Here is a 22,733-nt window from a genome sequence, read left to right as displayed (position 1 = left end):
AACCCTTACCCGGAACGCATTTAAAAAGAAACAGTTGCTTATGCGGAAGCGAGGAGAACAATGAAAACGATACGCAAAATAGTAAGCGGCTATGACTTTATTGAAAAATGGGTTTTGATTGTTTTGACACTCATTATGGTAATCGTTATCGCCGCACAAGTATTTACTCGTTATGTACTGGGGGATGCGCTGTACTGGTCCGAGGAACTGGGAAAATTCATCTTTGTATGGATTTCCTGGCTGGGCGTGAGCGCGGGAATGAAAGAAAAAGAGCATATTCAGGTCAGGCTGGTACACGACGCCCTCACAAAAAAGGGACTGGTAAAAGCACAAGAAACGCTGGAACTGCTCTTAAACCTATGCTGGTTTATCACAAGTGTGATCGTAACCTATTATGGCATAGGCATCGTGGGCATGCAGATGGACACAGCCGTCTACGGCGCTTCCACAGGAATCCCCATGTGGATCCCCTATCTGTGCGTACCAGTCAGCGGATTTATCATCTGTCTGAGGCTGATCGGGGAGATGTACAAAAATGTATGCGATCTGTTTGTAAAGAGAAAGGAGGGAGTAAATGGGTAGTATTGTAATGCTGTTCGGAGGAATGATCCTTTTGATTTTCATCGGCGTTCCGGTGGGATATGCCATCGGTCTGTCTACCATCTGCACTTATGCAGCTTACTCAAATGTCTCAATTTCTCTGATATCACAGAACTGTTTTACCGGACTTAATTCATTTGTTTTATTGGCAATCCCGTTTTTTATCCTGGCAGGAGTCATCATGGGAGAAGGCGGAATCGCAAAACGACTGGTGGATTTGGCGGATGCCGTCATCGGCTTTGTCACCGGCGGACTGGGAATGGTAGCTATTTTGACCAGCACCTTCTTCGGCGCCATCACAGGTTCAGGAAACGCCACCACATCAGCAGTGGGAGCATTATTGATCCCTTCCATGGAGGAAAAGAAATACGGGAGAGTTTTCAGCAGTACGCTGGTAGCATCTGCGGGAGCGATCGGCATTATCATTCCGCCCAGCATCCCCTTTGTTATTTATGGAGTGTCCACGGGCACCAGCATCGGCGACCTGTTTATCGCGGGTATTATCCCGGGACTGCTGATGGCCCTTGTCCTCATGGTAGCATGTTATATTATTTCCAAAAAGAATGGTTACGGCGGCAGTGACACTAGACCGAATGCAAAACATATTCTCATTGCGGCCAAGAATGGGATTTGGGCTCTGCTGGCGCCGGTCATTATTCTGGGAGGCATTTACGCAGGTATCTTCACCCCGACCGAATCGGCTGTAGTCGCGGTCGTCTATTCTATTCTGGTGGGATTTTTTATCTACCGGGAGCTGACGATCAAAAAACTGTTGGATGCGATTTACAAGACGGCGATTATCAATGGAATCACCAGCTTTATCATCGCCTTCTCAGCGTCTATGTGTAAGTTCATCAGTATTGAACGTATTCCGGATATGATCTGCGATGCCATTACCAGCATAACCGACAGTAAAATCATCATCCTGCTTTTGCTCAATATTGTACTCTTGCTGATCGGGATGCTCATTGATATTATTCCGGCTATCATTATTTTAGCCCCAATCTTTTTGCCGCTGGTGGAATCCTACGGTATGAGTCCAATCCAGTTCGGTGTCATGCTTGTTCTCAATCTGGGGATCGGTTTTGTAACGCCGCCTTATGGCTCAACTCTGTTCGTTGCTTCGGCCATATCCAAGATACCAGTAGATCGAATGTTTAAAACAGCCTTCGTCTTTACCGGAGTTTTGAGCATTGTACTGCTGATCGTTACTTATATACCGGCGGCATCCTTGCTGCTGGTCCAGTAAAGATAACGGCTGCGCTGTACGAAAAAGAATCATAAAAGGAAGCGCTGCCCATACGCTTCCTTTTTCCTTTGGTGTTTCTTTACACGGTACTAATTGTTTCTGACTTTATAGCTAAAAATGATTAGGAGGTGAAAGCCTTTGGAAAAAAGGCACCATGAGTATCGTTCAGATAAATTAGTCAGCGGTGATTATTTGCTGCCATATGCAGTATGGCGGAGAAAAAAGAATAAATCGAAATATTTTGAAATTTTGCGAGAGACAGATGTTTCATTTCCAATGGAAGATAGCTGTTTCAGGAGCATGGCCTGACAGCAGCCCTTTCCACTGGCACAATTATTGCGCCTATTAAGGGATGAAAACCATTTCTGAGAGGAGGGAAACATGAAAAGCGTATTAATTTCAATAGCTGGTGTTTTTGAACAGCAGGAAAAAGTCCGGGAGGTGAAATGATGGATAAAACGTTCAAAATTTGGGAAGTCGGCGACTGTTATATTATGATCGACTTTGGGCTTGTGAAAAGCGTCGAAGTTAATATAAAAGCCACCCTGTTGAAGGATATGATGGGGAAGGAAGGCGTTGATGGAATCGTTGAATCCATTCCATCCAATTCTTCTCTTGTCATTAAGTATGATCCCAAAATCATTGAATTATCCAAAATCGTTCAATTGATGCACGATTTTCTGGATAGGATCGAATCCAAAGATAATTTGGAGATCCATTCAAGGATTATCGAGGTGCCAATTCTCTTTGATGATCCGTGGACCAAGGAATGCGTAGAAGATTATTGCAGGAAAATCAAACCCATTGAGAACAACATCGAGCTCATCTGCCGGGAAAACAAACTGGATGGACTGGAAGAACTCAAGTACAAATATTTGTTCCCCCAGCACTGGGTCACCTACGTCGGATTCACACCCGGCCTGGCCTCCAGTCTGTGCCTCGATCCCAGATGCGATTTAAGCGCGCCCAAGTACAATCCGCCGCGGCTGGAAACACCCACAGGCGCGGTCGGCATAGGCGGCTCCAACACATCCATCTATCCGCTGGTAAGTGCGGGCGGCTTTCAGCTGTTTGGCATAACGCCGATACCGCTGCTGGATTTAGATCAGCGGCTGGATGGATTTAAAGATTCTCCGGTTTTGTTTAAAGTGGGCGACCGAATCAAGTATGTTGAAATCGATATGGACGACTATAACCGGATCAAGCAGCAAGCAGCTGACGGGACCTATCATTATAACATTATCCCATATGATAAATTCTGCCTGGGCGGATATCGGGAGTTCTTAGCTGAAGCGGGAACAAAGTAGAGGAGGTGATTTGATGTTGAAGATATTAGAAACCGGATTGAGAGTTACGGTGCAGGATTATCCGGGCAGACAAGGGTTCGCCCATCTGGGAATACCAATTTCCGGCGCAATGGATGGTCTGGCGCTGCGGGTCGCCAATGCGCTGGTGGGAAACGACGAGACGGAAGGCGGTTTGGAATTTATCTATAAAGGAGCGAAAATTCAGTTCAGCCAGGATACCATATTCAGTGTATGCGGAGCATCGGCGAATGTAACCCTCGACGGAAACCCCATCGACTTATGGAGCGCCCTTTATGCGCAGGCAGGTCAAATCCTGGATTTTTCCTTTGCCTCATCCGGCGTATATTCCTACCTAGCAGTGAAGGGGGGCATTGATGTTCCTAAGGTTATGGGCAGCAAATCCACGTATGCCACATCCTTGCAGTTCGGCGGCTATAAAGGTCGTTTTCTCAAAGCAGGCGATGAAGTCCCAGTAGGCGCAAAGGTATCCAGGAGCGAGTATGAACCCAGGAAATTGAAGACGGAGTACATTTCGGACTACCGGGAGCCTGCGGAATGTGAGCTGATGCTCGGTTCTCACTGGGATTGGCTGACAAAGGAAGACATCGATCTGGTTTATTCCAGTGAATTTACGGTGAGCCGCGATTCCAGCAGGCTTGGATACCGGCTGGAAGGTCCTGAATTCCAGTTTTCAGAGATCGCCCATGGAAAACCTGCCGCAACCGGCGCTTTTCCTTCCAACATATATGACACCGGATACTACCACGGAGGTGTAAATCTGGCAGGTCAAACCCTCGTGATCTTTACCGCCGATTATCCGACGGCCGGCGGCTATATCCAGCCCTTTTTCATACCGGACTGCTGTCTGTGGAAGGTGGCGCAGACCAATTTGGGCGGGAAGATCAAATTCAAGCGAATCACCATCGATGAGATAAAAGCTGTTCGAGAAGACTTTGAGAACTATATAAACCCGGAAAGATTTGAATGAATCTGCTTATCTGAGAGGAGAAGGTTATGAAACAGATTGATATTAATTGCGATATGGGAGAAAGTTTTGGAAAATATACGATCGGATGCGACGAAGATATGATGGCGGAAGTGATCTCAGCAAACGTGGCATGCGGGTTCCATGCGGGAGATGCCAATGTGATGTGCAAAACGGTCAAATTAGCGAAAGAAAAAGGCGTTGCCGTAGGAGCCCATCCCGGATATCCGGATTTGGCCGGATTTGGAAGGCGTTATATGACTTTGACCCCGGAAGAATTATACAATTACACCGTTTTCCAAGTGGGATCCCTGGTGCAGTTTCTCAAAATCAACGATATGGAGCTGAATCACATTAAGCCCCATGGCACCCTTTATAATACGCTGATCGATCATGATGATCTGGCGGAAGCCTTTGCCAAAGCCTGCCGGGATATAAAGCCCGGATGCAGCGTGTATTTTATTGGCTCGATGCAGGGGAACTGCCTGGAGAAATACTGCGATCAGTATGGTTTGAATTATGTCAGCGAATTTAATTGCGATACGGACTATACACCGGAAGGAAAGATCTTGATCCGTAAGTCCTATGGACATATTACACCGGAAGATAGCGTAAAGAGGGCCATAAAGTTCTTGGAAACAGGACAGGTGGCGGCATCTGACGGATCGACTCTGACCTTCAAAGCAGATTCCATCTGTGTTCACGGCGATTCCGACACTTGTGTGACGACGATAAAGCTTCTCAAAAAAGGACTGATGGAAGCAGGATATGAGCTGAAAGGATAGATTGTTTTTGTGAAAGGAGAGAACCATGGCAAATATTACAAGCCCGATGCCGGGAAAGATTTTGGAAATCAACGTTGAAGTAGGCCAGCAGGTTACGAAGGGACAGGAGCTTTTAACCATGGAATCGATGAAAATGGAACTGCCCATCGTAGCGGAAGAAGGTGGAACAGTAACATCCATTCATGCAAAGGTTAATACAGCTGTAGCGGGAAACGCGCTGTTAGTAGTAATAGAGTAATGAAATCGTTAAACCTGGTTTTTAAGATAGGAGGCTATCTATGAGCGAAGCAAAAGTAACCGTAGATAATTTTGAAGAATATTCGCAGGAAGCGGTTCCCATGGCAGCCAGAAGGTCTATGGTCAAGCCCCTGGTTGTGTGGATTGGATACGCGTTCTTTCCATCGGGAATCGCGGCGGCCATTACCATCGGAGGAAGCTTTTCCTTTCTGCAGGCAGCGCTTATCGTGTTCATCGGCTGTATCGTATTGGTATTTATTTCAGGGACCATGGGGGCCATCGGCGCGAAAACCGGTTTATCCTTTGGCCTGATAGCCCGTTATGTATGGGGCAGCAAAGGCGGCAGAATTGCCGCGCTCATACCTCCGATCGGTCTGATCGGATGGGGCGGCACGCATATTTCATACGCGGCGGAGTTCTTAACCACCGCCTTTCATATCAACTATTATCTGCTGTGTTTCTTAATGGCAGCGGTATTCTGCGCAATCGCCCTTGTCGGCTTCAAATACATGACATGGGTTGCTAATTTAGCTGTTCCTGTGAGCATTATTTTGCTGGGCATCGGCGCATATAAGGGCTTGCAGGAGATCGGGGGATGGGATGCGCTTCTCAACGCCGATCCTGTAGGCACGCCAATAACCGTCATTTCCGGCATCACTTTGATGGTAGGCACGTTTGCCTGCGGAACCGGGGGCGGCTCCACCGATATTCAAAGATGGTGCAAGAGTCCTTTCCAGGCGGTCATGGTCGCAGTTGTTACCTTCGGCGTTGCATACGTATATTTGATGCTGACCGGTACGATTATTTCCCTGGGAGCAGGAACCACAGACGTGGTACAGGCTTTCGCCGGTTTGGGCATGCTCTTTTCTGCGACGTTCGTCGTATTGTTCCTGACATGGACGACTTGCGATACTGATTACTATACTTCGTCCCTGGCTATTTCTGCGGCTACGGGATGGAAAAGAGCGTACGGAGTCGTAATCATGCCCACCATTTCCTGTGTGCTGGCAATGACCCACTTCTCACAGTATTTGAGTATTTTTCTAATCGTTATGGTAGCCTTGATTGTTCCGCTGATGGGCGTTGTTACAGCCAATTTCTTAGTGGTAAACAAACGAAAATATCCAGATATCAGCGTACTGAAGGAAGGCCTTGTTCCTGAGTGGCAGCCAGGCAGTTTTATTGGTCTGATCCTGGGCGCTGTGACGGTAATTCTTACCGAACAGGTCTGGAATATAGGCTGTCCGGCTATCCAGGGGATCGTTGTGGCCTTTGCAGCGACAATCCTGTTCGATAAACTAATCTATCGCCCATTGCCGGAAAGAGAAGCAAGGCTGTAGGTGATTTTCATGTGGAACCGAGGCATGTTACAATAAACAAACATAAGGGGAAGCACTATGAGCGTTCAAGTTTCATATGCTTCCTCTTTTTGGAACCAGTTGGCCTGATTTAAGATGAAGGATGAGCTTTAATGAGAATGATAAGGAAGGTGCGGCGATGAATCCTATTAATTGTATCTGCAGGCAGTGCAAGAGCAGAAGCGAATGTCATAAGGACAAAATGGATGTTGTATTTCGAATTATGGACAACGAAAACGACGTCACCCTGACGGATGGGAAGGGGATCGTGCTGCGAGTCAGCGATTCCTATGAAAACCATTACGATGTGGCGAAAGAGGACGTCATTGGAAGGTCGGTATACGAGCTGGAAGAACAGGAGATCTTTAAACCCTCTGTAACGGTTGAAGTGCTAAAGGAAAAGAAAAAAGTCACCCTGATGCAGCGGAATAAAAAAGGGGAAAAGGTTTTGACCACAGGTGTGCCGATCCTGGACGAAGATGGGGAGGTGGAGTATGTCATCAGCTTTAATTCCATTGACATTGCCAATGTGACAACCTTACATGACAATTACAGCAAACTCACCCAGCTAATGAAAGAATACAGCGCCGAAATCCAACATTTGAAAATGAAAGAACTGGAGGAAAACTCCCTGATCGCCAAAAGCAAAGAAATGTCGGATATTAAAGACTTAATCCTGCAAATTGCGGAGGTGGATGCCAATGTGCTGATTACCGGGGAGACCGGTGTGGGAAAAAGCATGGTTGCGAAAATGCTCCATCAGACCAGCAGCCGGGCAGACGGCCCCTTTATTGAAATTAACTGCGGGACCATACCTCAGACGCTGCTGGAATCCGAGCTGTTCGGATATGAAAAAGGAGCCTTTACCGGAGCCAGCCAGAAGGGAAAACTGGGAAAAATCGAGTTGGCCAACGGCGGCACCTTGTTCCTCGATGAAATTGGAGAATTGCCTCTGGATATGCAGATTAAAATCCTGCAGGTTATCCAGCAGAAGGTAATCAGCAGAATCGGAAGCCTGGAAAAAACTGCAGTAGACTTCAGGCTGGTAGCCGCAACAAATAAAGACCTGGAAAAAGCCATCCGGCAGGGGGAATTCCGTGAGGATTTGTATTATAGACTGAGCGTGATCGATATTTATATTCCGCCCCTGCGGGAGCGCAGAGATGACATCGTGCCCCTGATTCTCAATTTCATGGAAAAATTCAATGCACGGTACCGAAAGGTGCTGTCCGTATCTTCGGATGCGCTGAGTCTTTTGGAAAGCTACGACTGGCCGGGGAATATCCGGCAGGTGGAAAATTTCATCGAGCGGATCGTCATTACCTTTAAAGGAAAGATGGTGGACGGCAAAGATCTGCCTAAGGCATTTCAGCCGGGTCAGAGGAAACCGGTCGATCTTGACGGCAGTTCCCTGTCCCGCATGCTGGATGAATATGAAAAAGAAATCTTTACCGACGCACTGGAAAAATACAGGACAAGCGTCGCTGTGGGCAAGGCGCTGGGTATCAGTCAGACCACCGCGGCCCGCAAGCTTAGAAAATATATTCCCGGCTATACCTATCTCAGATTGGAGGATAGCCAAAAGTAACTAGCCTAGTCGAATCTGATTAGGCCTTGAAATCAAAGGAAGCGGGCGCCTTTTTCAGTTCGTAGTCAGTCTTGACTTGATGAGGTGGAGCATGAGCGTGCCCCCGTCTTTGATCACGGCTTTCACGATAAAAAAGGGAACCCCTTAATTCTGTTGAAATTCTGGGGTTTTCGCTTTTTTTAACCCTATGAGAGCCGAGGATTTGATTCTTGGCATAAAGCTTGCGATACATTATAAACGTGAAAACGAAATCACAGGAGGTAAACAGTGAAATACATAAAAATTGAGAAGCAGGAAGCCATCGAAATCATAAAAGTAAACAAGCCTGAGGTGCTCAACGCATTGGACGGAGAGGTGCTTTTGGAGCTGGAAGAAGCCATCGGGCAAGTGGCAGAAGATGAAAGGGTGAAGGCGCTGATCATCACCGGCGAGGGCCGGTCTTTTGTTGCCGGAGCCGATATCGCGGCCCAAAGCGTGCTGGACGCCCAGGGCGGCAGAGCCTGGGGACGGAAAGGAAGCGCCATCTTCCGCAAAATTGAACTTTTGGAAATCCCCACCATTGCGGCGGTCAACGGATTTGCCCTGGGAGGCGGATGCGAGCTGGCCCTGAGCTGCGATCTGATTTTGGCCAGTGAAAAGGCCAAGTTCGGACAGCCGGAAGTGGGACTGGGCATCACGCCGGGATTTTCCGGGACTCAGAGGCTGCCCCGGCGGGTAGGGATCGGCAAGGCCAAGGAGCTGATCTTTACCGGAGACGTGATCAAAGCAGCAGAGGCGGAACGGATCGGCCTGGCCAACAAAGTGGTGCCGCCTGAGGAGCTGATGGAGGAAGCGATCAAGCTGGCGGAGAAAATCATCAGCAACGGCCCCATCGCGGTGAAATATTCCAAGGCGGCCATTGACCGGGGCATGGATGCGGATCTGGACACGGGAATCCGGACGGAGAACGAACTCTTCGCCATGTGCTTTGCCACCCAGGATCAAAAGGAAGGCATGCAGGCTTTTCTGGAAAAACGGGACGCAAAGTTCGTGAATAAATAACAAGGGCATGGAATTATGAAAAAAGTGAACATCATGACTGCGGAAAAGGCAGTCGAACAAATCGAAGACGGCATGACCATCGCCACCGGGGGCTTTGTAAGCTGCGCCTGCCCGGAAGCCTTGTCCAAGGCATTGGAAGAGCGGTACTTGAAAACCGGGCATCCAAAGGATCTGACGCTGTTTTTTGCTGCAGGACAGGGTCACCGGGACGGGACCGGGGGAGACCATTTCGGCTATGAAGGCCTTGTGAAACGGGTGATCGGCGGACACTGGGACCGGGCGCCCAGGCTGGGAAAGCTGGCCCTGGAAAACAAGATCCAAGCCTACAACCTGCCCCAGGGCGTCATCACCCATATGTACCGGGACATTGCGGCCCACAATCTGGGAACCATCACCCATGTGGGGCTGCATACCTTTGTCGATCCCAGGAAAGGCGGAGGCAAGCTGAACGCTGTCACGAAAGACGATCTGGTAAAGCTGGTGGAAATCGAGGGCCAGGAACGGCTGCTCTACAAACTGTTCCCCATCGACGCGGTTTTTCTGCGGGCCAGTTATGCAGATGAATACGGAAACTGTACGGTGCATCGGGAAATCGGACCTCTGGATGTGACCGCCATGGCGCAGGCGTGTAAAAACAGCGGCGGCAAAGTGATCGTTCAGGCGGAACGGATCGTGGAGGCAGGTTCGCTGGATCCCAAGCTGGTCAAAATTCCGGGCATTTATGTGGACACCATCGTGGTGGGAACCGAAGAGGAAAACATGCAGTGCCTGGGAATGCCCTACGACGGCTCGCTGACCGGTGAATTCCGGATTCCCTTTGAAGATATTCCACCGGCGGAACTTTCCCAGAGAAAGATTATCGCCAGGCGGGCGGCCATGGAACTTCCGCCGGATGCCATTGTAAATCTGGGAACAGGCGTGCCGGAAGTGATCGCAAACGTTGCGGCCGAGGAAGGCATTGCCGACTATATGACCCTGACTGTAGAAGCTGGTTCCATTGCCGGCGTACCCATGGGCGGGACCCAGTTCGGCGCGGCGGCAAACTCCATGTGTATACTGGAGCACAATGTGCAGTTTGATTTTTATCAGGGAGGCGGCCTTGATATCGCGTTTCTGGGACTGGCGGAAACCGCGGCCAACGGGGATCTGAACGTTTCCAAGTTCGGAGATCGTCTGGCGGGAGCAGGCGGGTTCATCGATATTACCCAGAATGCAAAAAAGGTATGCTACTGCGGCTCCTTTACTGCAAAAGGGCTGGAAATTGAATGCCATAACGGAGGCTTGAAGATCAAAAAAGAAGGGGCGCGGAAAAAATTTGTGAAAGAAGTGGAGCATGTGACCTTTTCTGGCGATTACGCCAATCAGGTCCATCAGCCGGTGCTGTACATCACAGAGCGGGCCGTTTTCGAGCTGAGGCCGGAGGGACTGACTTTGATCGAAATCGCTCCGGGGATCAACCTCCAAAAGGATATTTTCGACCAGATGGAATTTGTTCCGCTGATCGCAAAGGACCTCAAGCTGATGGAGGAGCGCATTTTTAAAGAAGAGCCCATGGGGCTTCATAAATAGAACAAACGAGGAGGAAGACAAATGGAATTCAGTTATTCAAGAGAACAAGAGATGGTAAAAAAGATGCTGAAGGAGTTCGCAGAGACGGAGATCGCACCGATCAGCGAAGAAATCGACGCGGAAGCCAAATACCCCTATGAAACGGTGGCAAAACTGGGGGAGCTGGGGATCATGGGCATGCCCTTTCCGGAGGAATACGGAGGAGCGGGGTCGGACTACCTGACCTACATCATGGCGGTGGAGGAGATCTCCAAGGTGGACGCCTCCCACGGCGTCATCGTGCAGACCCACAACGCCCTGTGCTGCTGGCCCATCTTTACGTATGGGACCGAAGAGCAGAAGCAGAACTACCTGCCCAAGCTGCTTTCCGGGGAGCACCTGGGGGCCTTCGGCCTGACCGAGCCCAACGCGGGAACCGACGCGGCTATGCAGCAGACCACGGCTAAGGACAAGGGGGACCACTGGCTCTTAAACGGAAGCAAGATCTTCATTTCGGGAGGCGGGATCGCCGACGTCTACGTGGTGATGGCGATGACGGACAAGAGCAAAGGCAACAAGGGAATCAGCGCCTTCATCGTGGAAAAAGGAATGCCGGGCTTTTCCCGGGGAAAGAAAGAAAACAAGATGGGCATCCGCGGGAGCATCGCGGCGGAGCTGGTGTTCGAGGACTGCATCGTGCCCAAGGAAAACCTGCTGGGGCAGCTGGGCAAAGGCTTCAAGGTGGCCATGAGCTCGCTGGACGTGGGCCGGCTGGGGATCGCGGCCCAGGCGCTGGGCATTGCCCAGGGCGCCTTCGACCAGACGGTCGAATACATGAAGCAGCGAAAGCAGTTCGGACGGAGTCTGGACCGGTTCCAGGCGCTGGCCTTTGAGATGGCGGACATGAAGACGCGGATCGACGGAAGCCGGTTCCTGCTCTACAACGCGGCCAACCGGAGAGACCGGGGGCTTTCCAGCACGGTCGAAGCAGCCCAGGCCAAGCTGTCCTGTTCGGAGACGGCCTCCTATGTGGTGGACAAAGCGGTCCAGTTCCACGGAGGCTACGGGTACATCAAGGACTACCCGGTGGAACGGATGTACCGGGACCAGAAGATCACAGAGATTTACGAAGGCACGTCGGAAGTCATGAAGATGGTGATTTCCGGAGACATCTTTAAATAGGGAGGACAAAGGAACATGAGAATCATCGTATGCGTAAAACAAGTACCCAACACCAACCAGATCAGGATCAACCCGGAGACGGGGACGCTGATTCGGGACGGGGTGCCGAGCATTTTGAACCACGACGACGCCAATGCCCTGGAACAGGCGCTGGCCATCAAGGACGCGAATCCGGGAACGGAGGTCATCGCCCTGACCATGGGGCCGCCCCAGGCCAAGGAGATGCTGCAGGAGTGTCTGGCCATGGGAGCGGATGATGCGATCCTGCTGTCGGACCGGGCCCTGGGAGGCTCAGACACCTGGGCCACCTCCAACGCCCTGGCGGCGGGCATCAAAAAGATCGGGGACTACGATCTGATCTTCGCCGGCAGACAGGCCATCGACGGGGACACGGCCCAGGTGGGGCCCCAGATCGCCGAAAAGCTGGGGCTGCCTCAGGTGACCTATGTGAAGGAATTCCAGCTGGAGGAAGAAGCGGTCATCGTCAAGCGGGCCCTGGAGGACGGCTATGAGAAGCTGAAGCTAAGGCTGCCCTGCGTGCTGACGGCCATCAAGGAACTGAACACTCCAAGATACATGTCCGTTCCGGGCATCCGGAAAGCGGCCAAGACCCAGGTCAAGGTCTGGAGCGCCCAGGACATCGGAGTGGACCAGAGCGTGGTGGGGCTGAAGGCCTCCCCGACCAACGTGTTCCGTTCCTTCACGCCCAAGCCCAAAGGAGCCGGCATGGCCGTGGAGGGGGATACGCCCAGGGAGCTGGCGGAGAACCTGCTTACGGAACTGAGAAAGAAACACATCATATAGGGAGGAAGGAAACGATGACAAAGTTTAGCGAATACAAGGACGTGTGGGTATACACCGAGCAGAGGGGCGGCAAGCTGATGAACGTGGCCCTGGAGCTGCTGGGAGAAGGGCGCAGGCTGTCGCGGGAGATCAGCGGGGATGCCAGGGTGTGCGCGGTGCTGGTGGGCCATGAAACGGACCACCTGGCAGACGAGCTGACCGCCTATGGAGCGGATCTTATCTACCAGATCGACGATCCGCTGCTGGCCCATTACACCACCGACGGATACGCCAAGGTGATCACCCAGGCCATTGAGGAGCGCAAGCCGGAGATCGTGCTCTTTGGAGCCACCCACATCGGACGGGACCTGGCGCCGCGGATCGCGGCCAGACTGGACACCGGCCTCACCGCCGACTGCACCAGACTGGATATCGACACCGGCGACTACATGGAATACCTGGAGAAGAACACCACCGCCAGCCTGGCGGGCCTTAGCGCAGAGGATGGGGACAAAGGCCTCAAGCAGACCCGTCCGGCCTTCGGGGGCAACCTGATGGCCACCATCGTCACCCCCAGAACCCGGCCGCAGATGGCCACGGTCCGCCCGGGGGTCATGGAGAAGCTGGAGAAGGACCTGAGCCTGAAGAGCGAAGTGGTGCGGATACAGCCCCAGCTGAGCAAAGCGGACATACAGGTGGAGATCCTGGACGTGGTCAAGGAGGCCAAGGAGCTGGTATCCCTGACCGACGCCAAGATCATCTGCTCTGGGGGACGAGGCCTGGGGGATGCCTCCGGGTTTGAATTAATCGAAGCCTTTGCTAAGAAGGTCGGCGGCGTGGTGGGCGCCTCTCGTGCAGCCGTAGATTCCGGATGGATCGATCAGTCGCATCAGGTTGGACAGACGGGCACCACCGTAAAGCCGAACATCTATTTTGCCTGCGGGATATCGGGGGCCATCCAGCATCTGGCCGGGATGCAGACCTCGGATATCATCGTGGCCATCAATAAGGATCCGGAAGCGCCGATGATGCAGCTGGCCGACTACGCGGTCTGCGGCGATCTGAAGAAGGTCATTCCGGAAATCATCGAAGCCTGGGACCAGGCGTAAGAAACGCCAGGGACGATTCCAGGGACCAAAAGGAGGTTCGTAACCATGAAAGAAATACTGATCAAAGGACAATTGCACAAGTTCCAAACCTTTCAGGCGTTTGCCGAGGAATTCCAGCTGGGAGCACGGGATCTGCTCTTCACCAATGAGTTCGTCTACACGCCCTTCATGAAAGAGCTGGGTCTTTCCTGCCAGGTGGTGTTCCAGGAGAAATTCGGAGCCGGGGAGCCCTCGGAGGAGATGATCACCGACATTTTCGCGGCCATCAAGGAAGATTCCTATGACCGGGTCATCGCGGTAGGCGGCGGCGCCATCATGGACATCGGAAAGCTGCTGTCCTTAAAGCGCACCGGCACGGTGCATCAGCTGTTCTTTAAGGAAGCCGAGGTGGTGCCGGCCAAGAAGCTGGTGGCGATCCCAACCACCTGCGGCACCGGTTCGGAGGTCACCAACATTTCCGTGGCCATCGTGCGGGACGAAAACGGGGACACCACCAAGCTGGGTCTGGTGTCCGATCTGTTGATTCCCCAGGACGTGTGCCTGATTCCGGACATGCTCAAGACCCTGCCTTACGCGCCCTTTGCCTCTTCGGCCATCGACGCCCTCATCCACGCGGTGGAATCCTATCTGTCGCCGGCCAGGGCCACCATGACCTCGGAGCTTTATGGCGTCAAGGCTATGGAGCTGATTCTGGAGGGCTTCCGCAGGATCGGAGAAGGGGGCCCGGATGCCAGGCTGGATTATTTGGATGAATTTTCCACCGCTGCCTGCTACGCCGGAATCGCTTTCCTGCAGGCGGGCTGTGCCACGGTCCACGCCATGTCCTTCCCTCTGGGCGGTACCTACCACGTACCCCACGGAGAATCCAACTACGCCCTCTTCGGCAAGGTGCTGGAGAAGTATGAGGTATTGAAACCGGAGGGCAAGATCGCCGACTTCAAAAAGACCATCGCCCGCATCCTGGGCGGAACCGAAGCGGATGCCCTGAAGAATCTGGCGGCGCTGGAGGAGACCATTCTCCATCTTAAGCCCCTGCGGGAATATGGGTTCAAGGAGGAGGACATCCAGGTCTTTGCCGATTCGGTGTTAGCCAACCAGCAGCGCCTGGTCACCAATTCCTATGTGCCTCTGACCAAGGAGCTCATTCAGGAAATTTATGCGGAGTGTTATTAATTGAAAAACGTTGAAAGAGATAGAAAGAGGAGGAGAAAATATGTCACTTAGAACAAGCTTGCCAAAGATCGTTACAGATACGGTACCGGGTCCAAAATCCACCGAATTGTTAAAGGTAAGAAAGGATAATGTTACCGATGCGGTTGCCATGCTGGCTCCTGTATTCGTGGACAGAGCAGAAGGCGCAATGGTCCAGGATGTGGATGGAAATGTATTCCTTGACTTTGTAGCAGGTATCGGCGTGCTGAATATCGGCCATTCCCACCCAGAAGTTGTGGAAGCAGTTAAAGCACAGTGCGACAAATATTTCGCACCTAATCTGAATGTGTTCAACTATGAACAATATCCCAGACTGGCGGAAAAGCTCAATGAAATTATCCCGATTGAAGGAGAAAAACAGACGATCCTGGTCAATACCGGCGCTGAGGCGGATGAAAATGCCATTAAGCTGGCAAGAAGATATACCGGAAGAACAGAAATCATCTGTTTTGCCGGAGCCTTCCACGGCAGAAGCTATATGACAATGGCCATGACCAGCAAATGCCATCCATACAAGACCGGATTCGGACCCCTGCCGCAGGGCGTGAACCGCTTCCTGTTCCCATACTGCTACAGATGCCCATATGGACTGGAAAAGGGCTCCTGCGACATGCACTGCGCCAAGATGTTCGAGGAAAGCTTCTTCCTGGAATATGTAGCTCCCGACGAAACGGCAGCGATTATTCTGGAACCGGTTCTGGGCGAAGGCGGCTTCATCGTTCCACCAGATGAATTTGTTCAGGAATTGAGACGTTTGTGCGACAAGTATGGAATCCTGCTGATCGCGGATGAAATTCAGGCGGGCTATGCACGTACCGGAAAGATGTTCGGATGTGAACACTGGAGCGTGAGACCGGATATTGTGGTCAGCGCCAAATCGGTTGCAGGCGGTATTCCGGTAGCTTGCGTAACGGCCCGCAAAGATATTATGGAAGCAGTTTCTCCAGGAGAACTGGGCGGTACATACAGCGGGAACGCTCTGGCAACTGCATCGGCTCTCAAGGTTCTGGAAATCATGGAACGGGACGATTATTGCGCGAAAGCAAGACATATCGGCGACATGACCATGAAACGTTTCCAGGAAATGAAAGAGAAATATGAGATTATCGGCGATGCCAGAGGCGTTGGCGCCATGCTGGTTCTGGAGTTTGTTAAGGATAGAGCCACAAAAGAGCCGGCAAAGACGGAAACAAAAGCCATTATCAACGAGTGTATGCAAAACGGCCTGGTCGTTCTGGGCGCAGGCGTGAGAGACAACTGCATCCGCTTCCTGATGCCGCTGGTGATCACCGACGAACAGGTGAACGCAGGACTTGACATTCTGGAAAAAGCGATTGCAAAGATCGACGCTGAAAGATAAGAATAAATCATTTAGCAAAGAGAGCAGTTCTCAAACCGAGAGCTGCTCTCTATTTGACTTCTTTTCTGAAAAATGCTACCATTAGATGCAATAGATTTCTTGAAATAAGGTTGCTTTGAGAGCATCAAGAGATAGGAGAATAATTTGGATAAGAGATTTGCGCTACTGATCGACGCCGATAATGTTTCGGCAAAATACATCGACCCGATTTTGGACGAGCTGTCCAAATACGGAAACGTCACATACAAGAGGATTTACGGGGATTGGACCAGCCGTCAGAATTCCAGCTGGAAGGAAGAACTTCTTTCCAGTTCCATCACGCCCATCCAGCAGTTCAGCTACACCACCGGCAAAAACGCCACGGACTCGGCGCTGATTATCGATGCTATGGATATTTTGTATACCAGTACGGTGGACGGATTCTGCATTGTTTCCAGCGACAGCGATTTTACCAAGCTGGCCAGCCGCATCCGAGAATCCGGGCTGACGGTGATCGGAATGGGTGAAAAAAAGACACCCATGGCTTTCCGCAAGGCCTGCGATATTTTCACCAGGCTGGAATTGCTCCAGGGAGAAGAAGAGACGAAGGAAGAAGCGGCAGTCAAGGACATCGACAAGTCCACGATTGAGGATGCCATCGTTAAGATCATCACAGAAAATACCAACAATGGCAGGGAGACCGGGCTGGCTGAGCTGGGCAACCGGCTGCTCAAGCTGTATCCGGACTTTGACGTACGAAGCTACGGCTACAGTCTGCTTTCCAAGCTTTTGGAAGAGTTCCCCAAGATCCGCCTCCTGAAAAAAGGGAATTATGTTTCCGTCAAGCTGGCGGAGGGAAACAATGTGGAGGATTTTGTGGTCGAGCTGGTTAAGGCCGGCGGCAGAGAAGGCGTTGATCTGGGTATTCTGGGGCAGGAGCTGCATCAAAAATACGATAATTTCAATGTACAGGATTACGGATTTTCCCAGTTTAAAAAATATATTCGCAGCATCAAAGGAATCGAAGTGCGCAAAAGCGGCAATCAGAACATGGTGCGGTTTGCAGGAAAGTAGGCGGACATGCAGGGATATAATTGTATCATGGTCTATGATCCCTCCCGGGAAAAACTGCTGTTTTGCAAACGGACGAAGGATCCATATAAAGGAAAGTTCAATCTGGTGGGCGGAAAGATCGAGCCGGGTGAGGACGGACTGGCCGCGGCCTATCGGGAGCTGGCGGAAGAAACCGGCATCGGCCGGGATCAAATCGTGCTCAAGCATATGATGAACTTCACTTACTTTAATCAGAACTGCGTCGTTGAAGTATACGTGGGTTCGCTGGTCCGAAGCGTGGATCTGAAGGAAGAAACCCATCCTCTGCTTTGGCTGGATATGAATGAAAATTTCTTTGATCTGGAGAAGTTCGCAGGAGAAGGAAATATCGGCCATATGGTGGAGCAGGTCAGGGTTTACGGCGACGGGATTTAGAGATTATAAGGATATAAGAAATTTTGAGGATTGCGGCGGCAGGGAAACGTCTTGTCAGGGCAATCCTTTTTGTTTGAGAAAATTTGTCTGCCATTGACAAACCTCTAAAAATAGAATATAATCTTAAATAATAATTATTATCAATAAGGAGGTGACCATAATGCAGACCAGAAATACGCTGCAAAAGGATATTATTTTGAAAGCTGTCAATCAGCTTCATAATCATCCTACGGCGGAGATGGTATATGAGGAAGTAATTCGCGAGTATCCGAGAATCAGCAAAGCAACTGTCTATCGCAATCTCAATCAAATGGCTCAGCAAGGGCAGATCCTGCGTATCCAGATTCCCAATTCGGCAGACCGCTATGATTTTAATATCTCCGGACACTACCATCTGAAATGTACGGACTGCGGACAGGTATTCGATATGGACGTACCCTATATGGACAGGCTGAACGAGCTGGACTTGAGCGAACAGGGGTTTACAATAGAAGATCACAATATCATTTTCCAAGGGAAATGCCCCCGCTGTAATAAAAAGGGGTCCAACTAAGGATATAGCAAGGGATCAATTCGTCGCTGCAACTGTTATTGAGTAAAGGAGAAGAAGATGGGAGTATACAAATGCGGCATCTGCGGTTATATCTTTACCGAAGAGCCGGGAAAAACAATCGATAGTCTGAGTGAATGTCCGATTTGCGGGCAGCCGAGGAGCGTTTTTGAAAAGATCGATGACGATGAGGTTCAGGCAGTGCCGCCGGAGGAAGCTTCTCCTGGCGAAGGTTCGCTGGATTATGATCCCGAGTATGCCAGAGCCGATGCCTCCTGCCGCTATATGGATGAGATTCACAAGATGTCAGTAACCGGAGAGACCATTATCGAAGCCATGGGTACCAAGATGCCCATGCCCAACTGGGACGACATTCTGATTTTGGGAGCACAGCTCAACCCGCCGCCGTTGTCAGAGCATGCGGAAGTGGACACGACCACCATAATTGGGCGCAGAGCTGCCAAACCGATGGTTTTGGAAAGTCCCGTCTATATTTCCCACATGTCATTCGGAGCGCTTTCCAAAGAGACAAAAGTTGCCCTGGCGAAAGGAAGCGCTATGGCAAAGACGGCCATGTGCAGCGGGGAAGGCGGCATTCTGCCGGAAGAGATGGATGCAGCTTATAAATATATCTTTGAATATGTTCCCAACAAATACAGCGTTACGCCGGAAAACCTGAAAAAAGCCGATGCCATTGAGATCAAGATCGGCCAGGGCACCAAGCCGGGCATGGGCGGTCATCTGCCGGGAGACAAGGTGACGCCAGAAATCGCAAGAATTCGAAACAAACCCCTGGGCCAGGATGTGATCAGTCCTTCCTCTTTTGAAGAAATTAAAAGTAAGGAGGATCTGCGGGCGCTGGTGCAAAAGCTGAGGCTGGAATCGGAAGGCCGTCCCATCGGCATCAAGATCGCTGCCGGCCGTATTGAACGGGATCTGGAATTCTGCGTTTTCGCGGAACCTGATTTTATCACCATCGACGGCAGAGGCGGAGCTACGGGAGCCAGCCCCAAACTGGTAAGAGATGCAACCAGCGTTCCCACCATCTATGCCCTCAGCCGAGCGAGAAAATATCTGGATGAAGTTGGCGCGGACATAGAACTGGTGATTACCGGCGGCCTGCGGGTATCCTCTGACTTTGCCAAAGCACTGGCTATGGGGGCCGACGCTGTGGCCATTGCTTCAGCGGCGCTGATCGCTGCGGCCTGTCAGCAGTACCGCATCTGCGGAAGCGGTAAATGTCCGGTGGGCGTGGCTACCCAGGACCCGGAACTGCGATCCAGACTCAAAGAAGAAGCCGCGGCTCAACGAGTGGCCAATTTCCTGAGCTGTACCTGCAGAGAGCTGGAGACCTTTGCCAGAATTACAGGACATGAACGCCTTCAGGATTTATCCCTGGAAGACCTGTGCACGATCAACAGAGAAATTTCAGAGTTTACCGACATACCACATGCATAGGAGTAATCAATGATTGAAGAAATACTGGAATACAACCGAAAATTTGTAGAAGAGGAAAGCTATAAGGCCTACGTCACCAGCAAATACCCGGATAAAAAGCTGGCTATACTCTCTTGTATGGATGCCAGACTGACCGAGCTTCTGCCTTCGGCAATGGGCCTGAAAAACGGTGATGTAAAGATCATAAAAAACGCCGGCGGCGTGATCGCGAACCCTTTTGGAAGTGTCGTAAGGAGTTTGTTGATTGCCATTTATGAATTGGGCGTGGAAACCATTCTGGTGGTCGGACACACCGACTGCGGCGTCCAGCACATGGACAGCAAGGCCATGATTGCGCATATGAAGGAGCGGGGCGTATCTCAGAAATCGCTGGATATGATGGGCTATTGTGGAATCGATTTTGAACGCTGGCTAAGCGGGTTTGACGATGTGAATACTTCAGTCAGAGAAACGGTTGATTTGCTGAAACATCATCCATTGATTCCTGAGGATATTCAGATCGGCGGATTTGTCATGGACTCTACGACTGGAGAATTGATGCCAGTATCGGAAAAATAGAAGGGCTGTATGGCAGAAAGCGGTAAGAGGCCTGTACCCTTTCCCGCATTAAAAGCATAGTTTGAATCACCGCCCAATATACTTGACTGGGTGGTGATTTTTTATGATTATAATGATTCGAAAAAAAAGACTGCTGCGTGTAACGGCAGTAGTGGCCCTTTTCGCAGTAGCATTTGTTGGTGTCGGTCTGGCAGCCGGCGTCTTTAAAAAGGATGCTGTCTCCACATCGGCAGACGGAAACTGGGGCCTGAGCTTCCAGCAGGCGGGGCAGCCTCCGGTTGCCAACGCGACGGCGGAATACCTGAAAAAGTATAATGCCTATTATGCGGAAAAAACCCAGGAGAAGGTCCTGTATCTGACCTTTGATGCGGGATACGAAAACGGGCATACGGCCAAAATCCTCGATGCTTTGAAAAAGCATAAGGTCCCCGCGGCGTTCTTTGTGGTGGGTAATTATTTGCAGACTAATCCCGAGCTGGTGAAACGAATGGTGAAAGAAGGGCATATTGTAGGAAACCACACCTTCCATCACCCGGATATGTCTCAGATATCCACCATGGAGGATTTTTCAAAAGAAATTAAGGACCTGGAAGCACTGTACAAAAAAACCACAGGGAAGGAAATGAAGAAGTTTTATCGCCCGCCCCAGGGAAAGTACAGCGAGTCCAATTTGGAAATGGCTAAGGAGCTGGGCTACCATACCATTTTCTGGAGCCTGGCCTATGTGGACTGGTATGAGAGCCAGCAGCCATCCAGAGAAGAAGCCTTTAAAAAGCTGATCCCCAGGGTACACCCGGGCGCCATCGTCCTGCTCCATAGTACTTCCCAGACCAATGCCGAAATTCTCGATGAACTACTGACAAAGTGGGAGGAACTCGGGTATACCTTTAAATCATTAGATCAACTAGTGCAGAATTAATCAGCGCATGTCCTTTTTCGTTGGGATGCATGCCGTCCAAACAGAGCAGCTCGCCGTAATGACGGTTTTCAAGGAAAATCCGACGAATATCGATCAGAGGGGCATTTTGCTCCTGGGCCAATTGAAAGACCATGAGATTATAGGCTTCGTGCCAGCGATAGATATAATCGATATCGCCGAGCCAGTTTAAAATATTCTCTTTGTTCAGCCCCTTGCAGACCCAGTCGAAAAAACGCTGCGGGTTCAGAGGGGGCAGTGAAAGAAGGATCGGCTGACTTCCGCAGGCTCTGACCTGCTTCAGGATTGTAGTGTAAGTATCCTTAAAAACAGATGAGGGGACCGCAGGCATGTGGTCCTTTTCCGGTGTCCGTGATATTTCTTCCCAGTTATAGTTGCAATCGTTTCCCCCGAACTCCAGAATGGTATAATCGTATAGAGACAGCTGGGTTTTATGCTTTTCAAGGATTTCCCGTCCTTTGGTGGTCGTGCAGCCGAAGCGGGCCAAGTTTTTTACCGGAATCTGCCTCACACTGGAAAACAGATTGATAAAACTGTTTTTCAAAAACGTATATTTGTTCCTCGCCTCATCGTAGATGACCCCTTTGGCAACGGAATCTCCGAGAACACAGATTTGCATGGTGAATCCCCCTTTCTTGAAACTTGGAATCTATCAGTAAGTCCAGCTCTTTTATGAGTTCTTAAACATTACTTGATACTACGGGATAATAAAAATTGTTTAATGTAATATTTAATATTATATTATGTAATTGTAATGAGGTCAAGACTATTTACAATTATTTATATATGATATATACTATTGGTGCAGCCAATAAAGCTCCAATATGGAGTCCTTGTATATAGAATGGCATAATAAGGAATTATTTATACAGAAAAGAGGTATAAAGGATGGAAACAATTAAGAAGGTATTGGAAGAAAAAAGGCCAAATAAATGGGATGATATTCCGGACATCGATTTATATATGGATCAGGTGCTCAGCTACATGCCCAGGCAGCATGCCGGACTGGAGCTGGACGAGAATCTGACGGCGGCGATGGTCAACAATTATATTAAAAAAGGGCTGCTGCCGAGAGCCAAGGGGAAAAAGTACAATCGAGAGCATATCGCTTATCTGACGGCAACCTGTCTTTTAAAGCAGGTTCTGTCTGTGACGGATACGGGAGAGCTGTTAAAAGCCAGGATTGAAGACGGTGAAGTTCGGGATTTTTATGAACGATATATCCAAGTGATGGATGAAGAGTTTAAAAAGGTGTCGGCGTCGCTGGAAGAGACCAAGGACAAAGCTCAGCTGTCGGAAGCGGCCCTCCGGCTGGCGGTTTCCAGCTATGCCCAGAAACTGGCCTGCGAGCAGATGCTGAAGGAACTGGGGGAATCGTTCAAGGAGGAAGCTGAGGAGGAAACGGAGTAAGCCGCCGGA

General features: G+C 50.6%; 23 protein-coding genes. 22 read left to right on the top strand and 1 reads right to left on the bottom strand.

Features of this window, described 5'->3' with window-relative positions; translation table 11 throughout:
• The first annotated feature begins 60 nt into the window (after positions 1-60).
• The 21 genes from NIA71_RS05595 (at position 61) to pdaA (ending at position 21,296) form a co-directional block, all read left to right on the top strand.
• Positions 61-582 carry a TRAP transporter small permease gene (locus tag NIA71_RS05595; RefSeq protein WP_148396547.1) on the top strand — a complete coding sequence of 174 codons (522 nt, stop codon included), beginning with the start codon at positions 61-63 and terminating at the stop codon, positions 580-582.
• Positions 575-1,849: a TRAP transporter large permease gene (locus NIA71_RS05590; protein WP_253019866.1), complete on the top strand. Its 1,275-nt coding sequence runs from the start codon at positions 575-577 to the stop codon at positions 1,847-1,849. Before NIA71_RS05595 ends, NIA71_RS05590 begins: the two co-directional genes overlap by 8 nt.
• Positions 1,850-2,295: 446 nt before the next feature.
• Complete coding sequence (locus NIA71_RS05585) at positions 2,296-3,156, top strand: 5-oxoprolinase subunit B family protein (protein ID WP_148396549.1); 861 nt, start codon at positions 2,296-2,298, stop codon at positions 3,154-3,156.
• Between the two features lie 13 nt (positions 3,157-3,169).
• Positions 3,170-4,144 (top strand): biotin-dependent carboxyltransferase family protein, encoded by a 975-nt coding sequence (locus NIA71_RS05580; protein ID WP_253019865.1) that lies wholly within the window; start codon positions 3,170-3,172, stop codon positions 4,142-4,144.
• Positions 4,145-4,170: 26 nt separating this feature from the next.
• Positions 4,171-4,926, top strand: coding sequence for a 5-oxoprolinase subunit PxpA (locus NIA71_RS05575; RefSeq protein WP_148396551.1), 756 nt, complete (start codon positions 4,171-4,173; stop codon positions 4,924-4,926).
• Between the two features lie 25 nt (positions 4,927-4,951).
• Positions 4,952-5,164: an acetyl-CoA carboxylase biotin carboxyl carrier protein subunit gene (locus NIA71_RS05570; RefSeq protein ID WP_148396552.1), complete on the top strand. Its 213-nt coding sequence runs from the start codon at positions 4,952-4,954 to the stop codon at positions 5,162-5,164.
• A 40-nt stretch (positions 5,165-5,204) separates the two neighbouring features.
• Positions 5,205-6,503 (top strand): purine-cytosine permease family protein, encoded by a 1,299-nt coding sequence (locus tag NIA71_RS05565; protein WP_253019864.1) that lies wholly within the window; start codon positions 5,205-5,207, stop codon positions 6,501-6,503.
• A 157-nt stretch (positions 6,504-6,660) separates the two neighbouring features.
• A complete protein-coding gene (locus tag NIA71_RS05560; protein WP_253019863.1) occupies positions 6,661-8,109 on the top strand; it encodes a sigma-54 interaction domain-containing protein in 1,449 nt (482 codons plus the stop codon).
• Positions 8,110-8,376: 267 nt separating this feature from the next.
• Complete coding sequence (locus NIA71_RS05555) at positions 8,377-9,150, top strand: enoyl-CoA hydratase-related protein (protein ID WP_148396555.1); 774 nt, start codon at positions 8,377-8,379, stop codon at positions 9,148-9,150.
• Between the two features lie 15 nt (positions 9,151-9,165).
• Positions 9,166-10,719 carry an acyl CoA:acetate/3-ketoacid CoA transferase gene (locus NIA71_RS05550; RefSeq protein WP_148396556.1) on the top strand — a complete coding sequence of 518 codons (1,554 nt, stop codon included), beginning with the start codon at positions 9,166-9,168 and terminating at the stop codon, positions 10,717-10,719.
• Between the two features lie 21 nt (positions 10,720-10,740).
• Positions 10,741-11,880 carry an acyl-CoA dehydrogenase gene (locus tag NIA71_RS05545; protein WP_253019862.1) on the top strand — a complete coding sequence of 380 codons (1,140 nt, stop codon included), beginning with the start codon at positions 10,741-10,743 and terminating at the stop codon, positions 11,878-11,880.
• A gap of 15 nt (positions 11,881-11,895) precedes the next feature.
• Positions 11,896-12,684, top strand: a complete 789-nt coding sequence (gene etfB / locus NIA71_RS05540; protein ID WP_253019861.1) for an electron transfer flavoprotein subunit beta — start codon at positions 11,896-11,898, stop codon at positions 12,682-12,684.
• 14 nt (positions 12,685-12,698) lie between these two features.
• Positions 12,699-13,772, top strand: coding sequence for an electron transfer flavoprotein subunit alpha/FixB family protein (locus tag NIA71_RS05535; protein WP_253019860.1), 1,074 nt, complete (start codon positions 12,699-12,701; stop codon positions 13,770-13,772).
• Between the two features lie 45 nt (positions 13,773-13,817).
• Positions 13,818-14,945 (top strand): 4-hydroxybutyrate dehydrogenase, encoded by a 1,128-nt coding sequence (locus NIA71_RS05530; RefSeq protein ID WP_148398660.1) that lies wholly within the window; start codon positions 13,818-13,820, stop codon positions 14,943-14,945.
• Positions 14,946-14,985: 40 nt separating this feature from the next.
• Entirely contained in the window at positions 14,986-16,344 is a 1,359-nt protein-coding gene (locus tag NIA71_RS05525) for an aspartate aminotransferase family protein (protein WP_253019859.1), read from the top strand.
• A gap of 144 nt (positions 16,345-16,488) precedes the next feature.
• Positions 16,489-17,397, top strand: coding sequence for an NYN domain-containing protein (locus tag NIA71_RS05520; RefSeq protein WP_148398658.1), 909 nt, complete (start codon positions 16,489-16,491; stop codon positions 17,395-17,397).
• A 6-nt stretch (positions 17,398-17,403) separates the two neighbouring features.
• Positions 17,404-17,811: an NUDIX hydrolase gene (locus NIA71_RS05515; protein WP_227755411.1), complete on the top strand. Its 408-nt coding sequence runs from the start codon at positions 17,404-17,406 to the stop codon at positions 17,809-17,811.
• 160 nt (positions 17,812-17,971) lie between these two features.
• Entirely contained in the window at positions 17,972-18,364 is a 393-nt protein-coding gene (locus NIA71_RS05510) for a Fur family transcriptional regulator (protein WP_148398656.1), read from the top strand.
• Between the two features lie 57 nt (positions 18,365-18,421).
• On the top strand, positions 18,422-19,819 hold the full coding sequence (locus NIA71_RS05505) for a glutamate synthase-related protein (protein ID WP_253019858.1): 1,398 nt from the start codon (positions 18,422-18,424) through the stop codon (positions 19,817-19,819).
• Between the two features lie 9 nt (positions 19,820-19,828).
• Positions 19,829-20,377 carry a beta-class carbonic anhydrase gene (locus NIA71_RS05500; protein WP_148398654.1) on the top strand — a complete coding sequence of 183 codons (549 nt, stop codon included), beginning with the start codon at positions 19,829-19,831 and terminating at the stop codon, positions 20,375-20,377.
• 103 nt (positions 20,378-20,480) lie between these two features.
• Positions 20,481-21,296 carry a delta-lactam-biosynthetic de-N-acetylase gene (gene pdaA, locus NIA71_RS05495; RefSeq protein WP_227755409.1) on the top strand — a complete coding sequence of 272 codons (816 nt, stop codon included), beginning with the start codon at positions 20,481-20,483 and terminating at the stop codon, positions 21,294-21,296.
• Here the strand turns inward: pdaA and NIA71_RS05490 are convergent.
• On the bottom strand, positions 21,265-21,933 hold the full coding sequence (locus NIA71_RS05490; protein ID WP_148398652.1) for an SGNH/GDSL hydrolase family protein: 669 nt from the start codon (positions 21,931-21,933) through the stop codon (positions 21,265-21,267). The two genes, pdaA and NIA71_RS05490, sit on opposite strands and share 32 nt — an antisense overlap.
• A 269-nt stretch (positions 21,934-22,202) precedes the next feature.
• Between NIA71_RS05490 and NIA71_RS05485 the strand changes: the two genes are divergently transcribed.
• Positions 22,203-22,724, top strand: a complete 522-nt coding sequence (locus NIA71_RS05485; protein ID WP_253019857.1) for a DUF1836 domain-containing protein — start codon at positions 22,203-22,205, stop codon at positions 22,722-22,724.
• Positions 22,725-22,733: the final 9 nt, after the last annotated feature.

It is taken from the genome of Ihubacter massiliensis, assembly GCF_024125305.1.
Classification (GTDB): domain Bacteria; phylum Bacillota; class Clostridia; order Peptostreptococcales; family Anaerovoracaceae; genus Hominibacterium; species Hominibacterium faecale.
The sequence above is the reverse complement of the archived record's forward strand: the minus strand, read 5'-3'. Positions and strand labels throughout refer to the sequence as shown.

Bases quoted from the DNA above. Each gene is read 5' to 3' on its own strand.
- NIA71_RS05595 (WP_148396547.1), top strand. From the start codon at position 61: ATGAAAACGATACGCAAAATAGTAAGCGGCTATGACTTTATTGAAAAA.
- NIA71_RS05590 (WP_253019866.1), top strand. From the start codon at position 575: ATGGGTAGTATTGTAATGCTGTTCGGAGGAATGATCCTTTTGATTTTC.
- NIA71_RS05585 (WP_148396549.1), top strand. From the start codon at position 2,296: ATGATGGATAAAACGTTCAAAATTTGGGAAGTCGGCGACTGTTATATT.
- NIA71_RS05580 (WP_253019865.1), top strand. From the start codon at position 3,170: ATGTTGAAGATATTAGAAACCGGATTGAGAGTTACGGTGCAGGATTAT.
- NIA71_RS05575 (WP_148396551.1), top strand. From the start codon at position 4,171: ATGAAACAGATTGATATTAATTGCGATATGGGAGAAAGTTTTGGAAAA.
- NIA71_RS05570 (WP_148396552.1), top strand. From the start codon at position 4,952: ATGGCAAATATTACAAGCCCGATGCCGGGAAAGATTTTGGAAATCAAC.
- NIA71_RS05565 (WP_253019864.1), top strand. From the start codon at position 5,205: ATGAGCGAAGCAAAAGTAACCGTAGATAATTTTGAAGAATATTCGCAG.
- NIA71_RS05560 (WP_253019863.1), top strand. From the start codon at position 6,661: ATGAATCCTATTAATTGTATCTGCAGGCAGTGCAAGAGCAGAAGCGAA.
- NIA71_RS05550 (WP_148396556.1), top strand. From the start codon at position 9,166: ATGAAAAAAGTGAACATCATGACTGCGGAAAAGGCAGTCGAACAAATC.
- NIA71_RS05545 (WP_253019862.1), top strand. From the start codon at position 10,741: ATGGAATTCAGTTATTCAAGAGAACAAGAGATGGTAAAAAAGATGCTG.
- etfB (WP_253019861.1), top strand. From the start codon at position 11,896: ATGAGAATCATCGTATGCGTAAAACAAGTACCCAACACCAACCAGATC.
- NIA71_RS05535 (WP_253019860.1), top strand. From the start codon at position 12,699: ATGACAAAGTTTAGCGAATACAAGGACGTGTGGGTATACACCGAGCAG.
- NIA71_RS05530 (WP_148398660.1), top strand. From the start codon at position 13,818: ATGAAAGAAATACTGATCAAAGGACAATTGCACAAGTTCCAAACCTTT.
- NIA71_RS05525 (WP_253019859.1), top strand. From the start codon at position 14,986: ATGTCACTTAGAACAAGCTTGCCAAAGATCGTTACAGATACGGTACCG.
- NIA71_RS05515 (WP_227755411.1), top strand. From the start codon at position 17,404: ATGCAGGGATATAATTGTATCATGGTCTATGATCCCTCCCGGGAAAAA.
- NIA71_RS05510 (WP_148398656.1), top strand. From the start codon at position 17,972: ATGCAGACCAGAAATACGCTGCAAAAGGATATTATTTTGAAAGCTGTC.
- NIA71_RS05505 (WP_253019858.1), top strand. From the start codon at position 18,422: ATGGGAGTATACAAATGCGGCATCTGCGGTTATATCTTTACCGAAGAG.
- NIA71_RS05500 (WP_148398654.1), top strand. From the start codon at position 19,829: ATGATTGAAGAAATACTGGAATACAACCGAAAATTTGTAGAAGAGGAA.
- pdaA (WP_227755409.1), top strand. From the start codon at position 20,481: ATGATTATAATGATTCGAAAAAAAAGACTGCTGCGTGTAACGGCAGTA.
- NIA71_RS05490 (WP_148398652.1), bottom strand. From the start codon at position 21,933: ATGCAAATCTGTGTTCTCGGAGATTCCGTTGCCAAAGGGGTCATCTAC.
- NIA71_RS05485 (WP_253019857.1), top strand. From the start codon at position 22,203: ATGGAAACAATTAAGAAGGTATTGGAAGAAAAAAGGCCAAATAAATGG.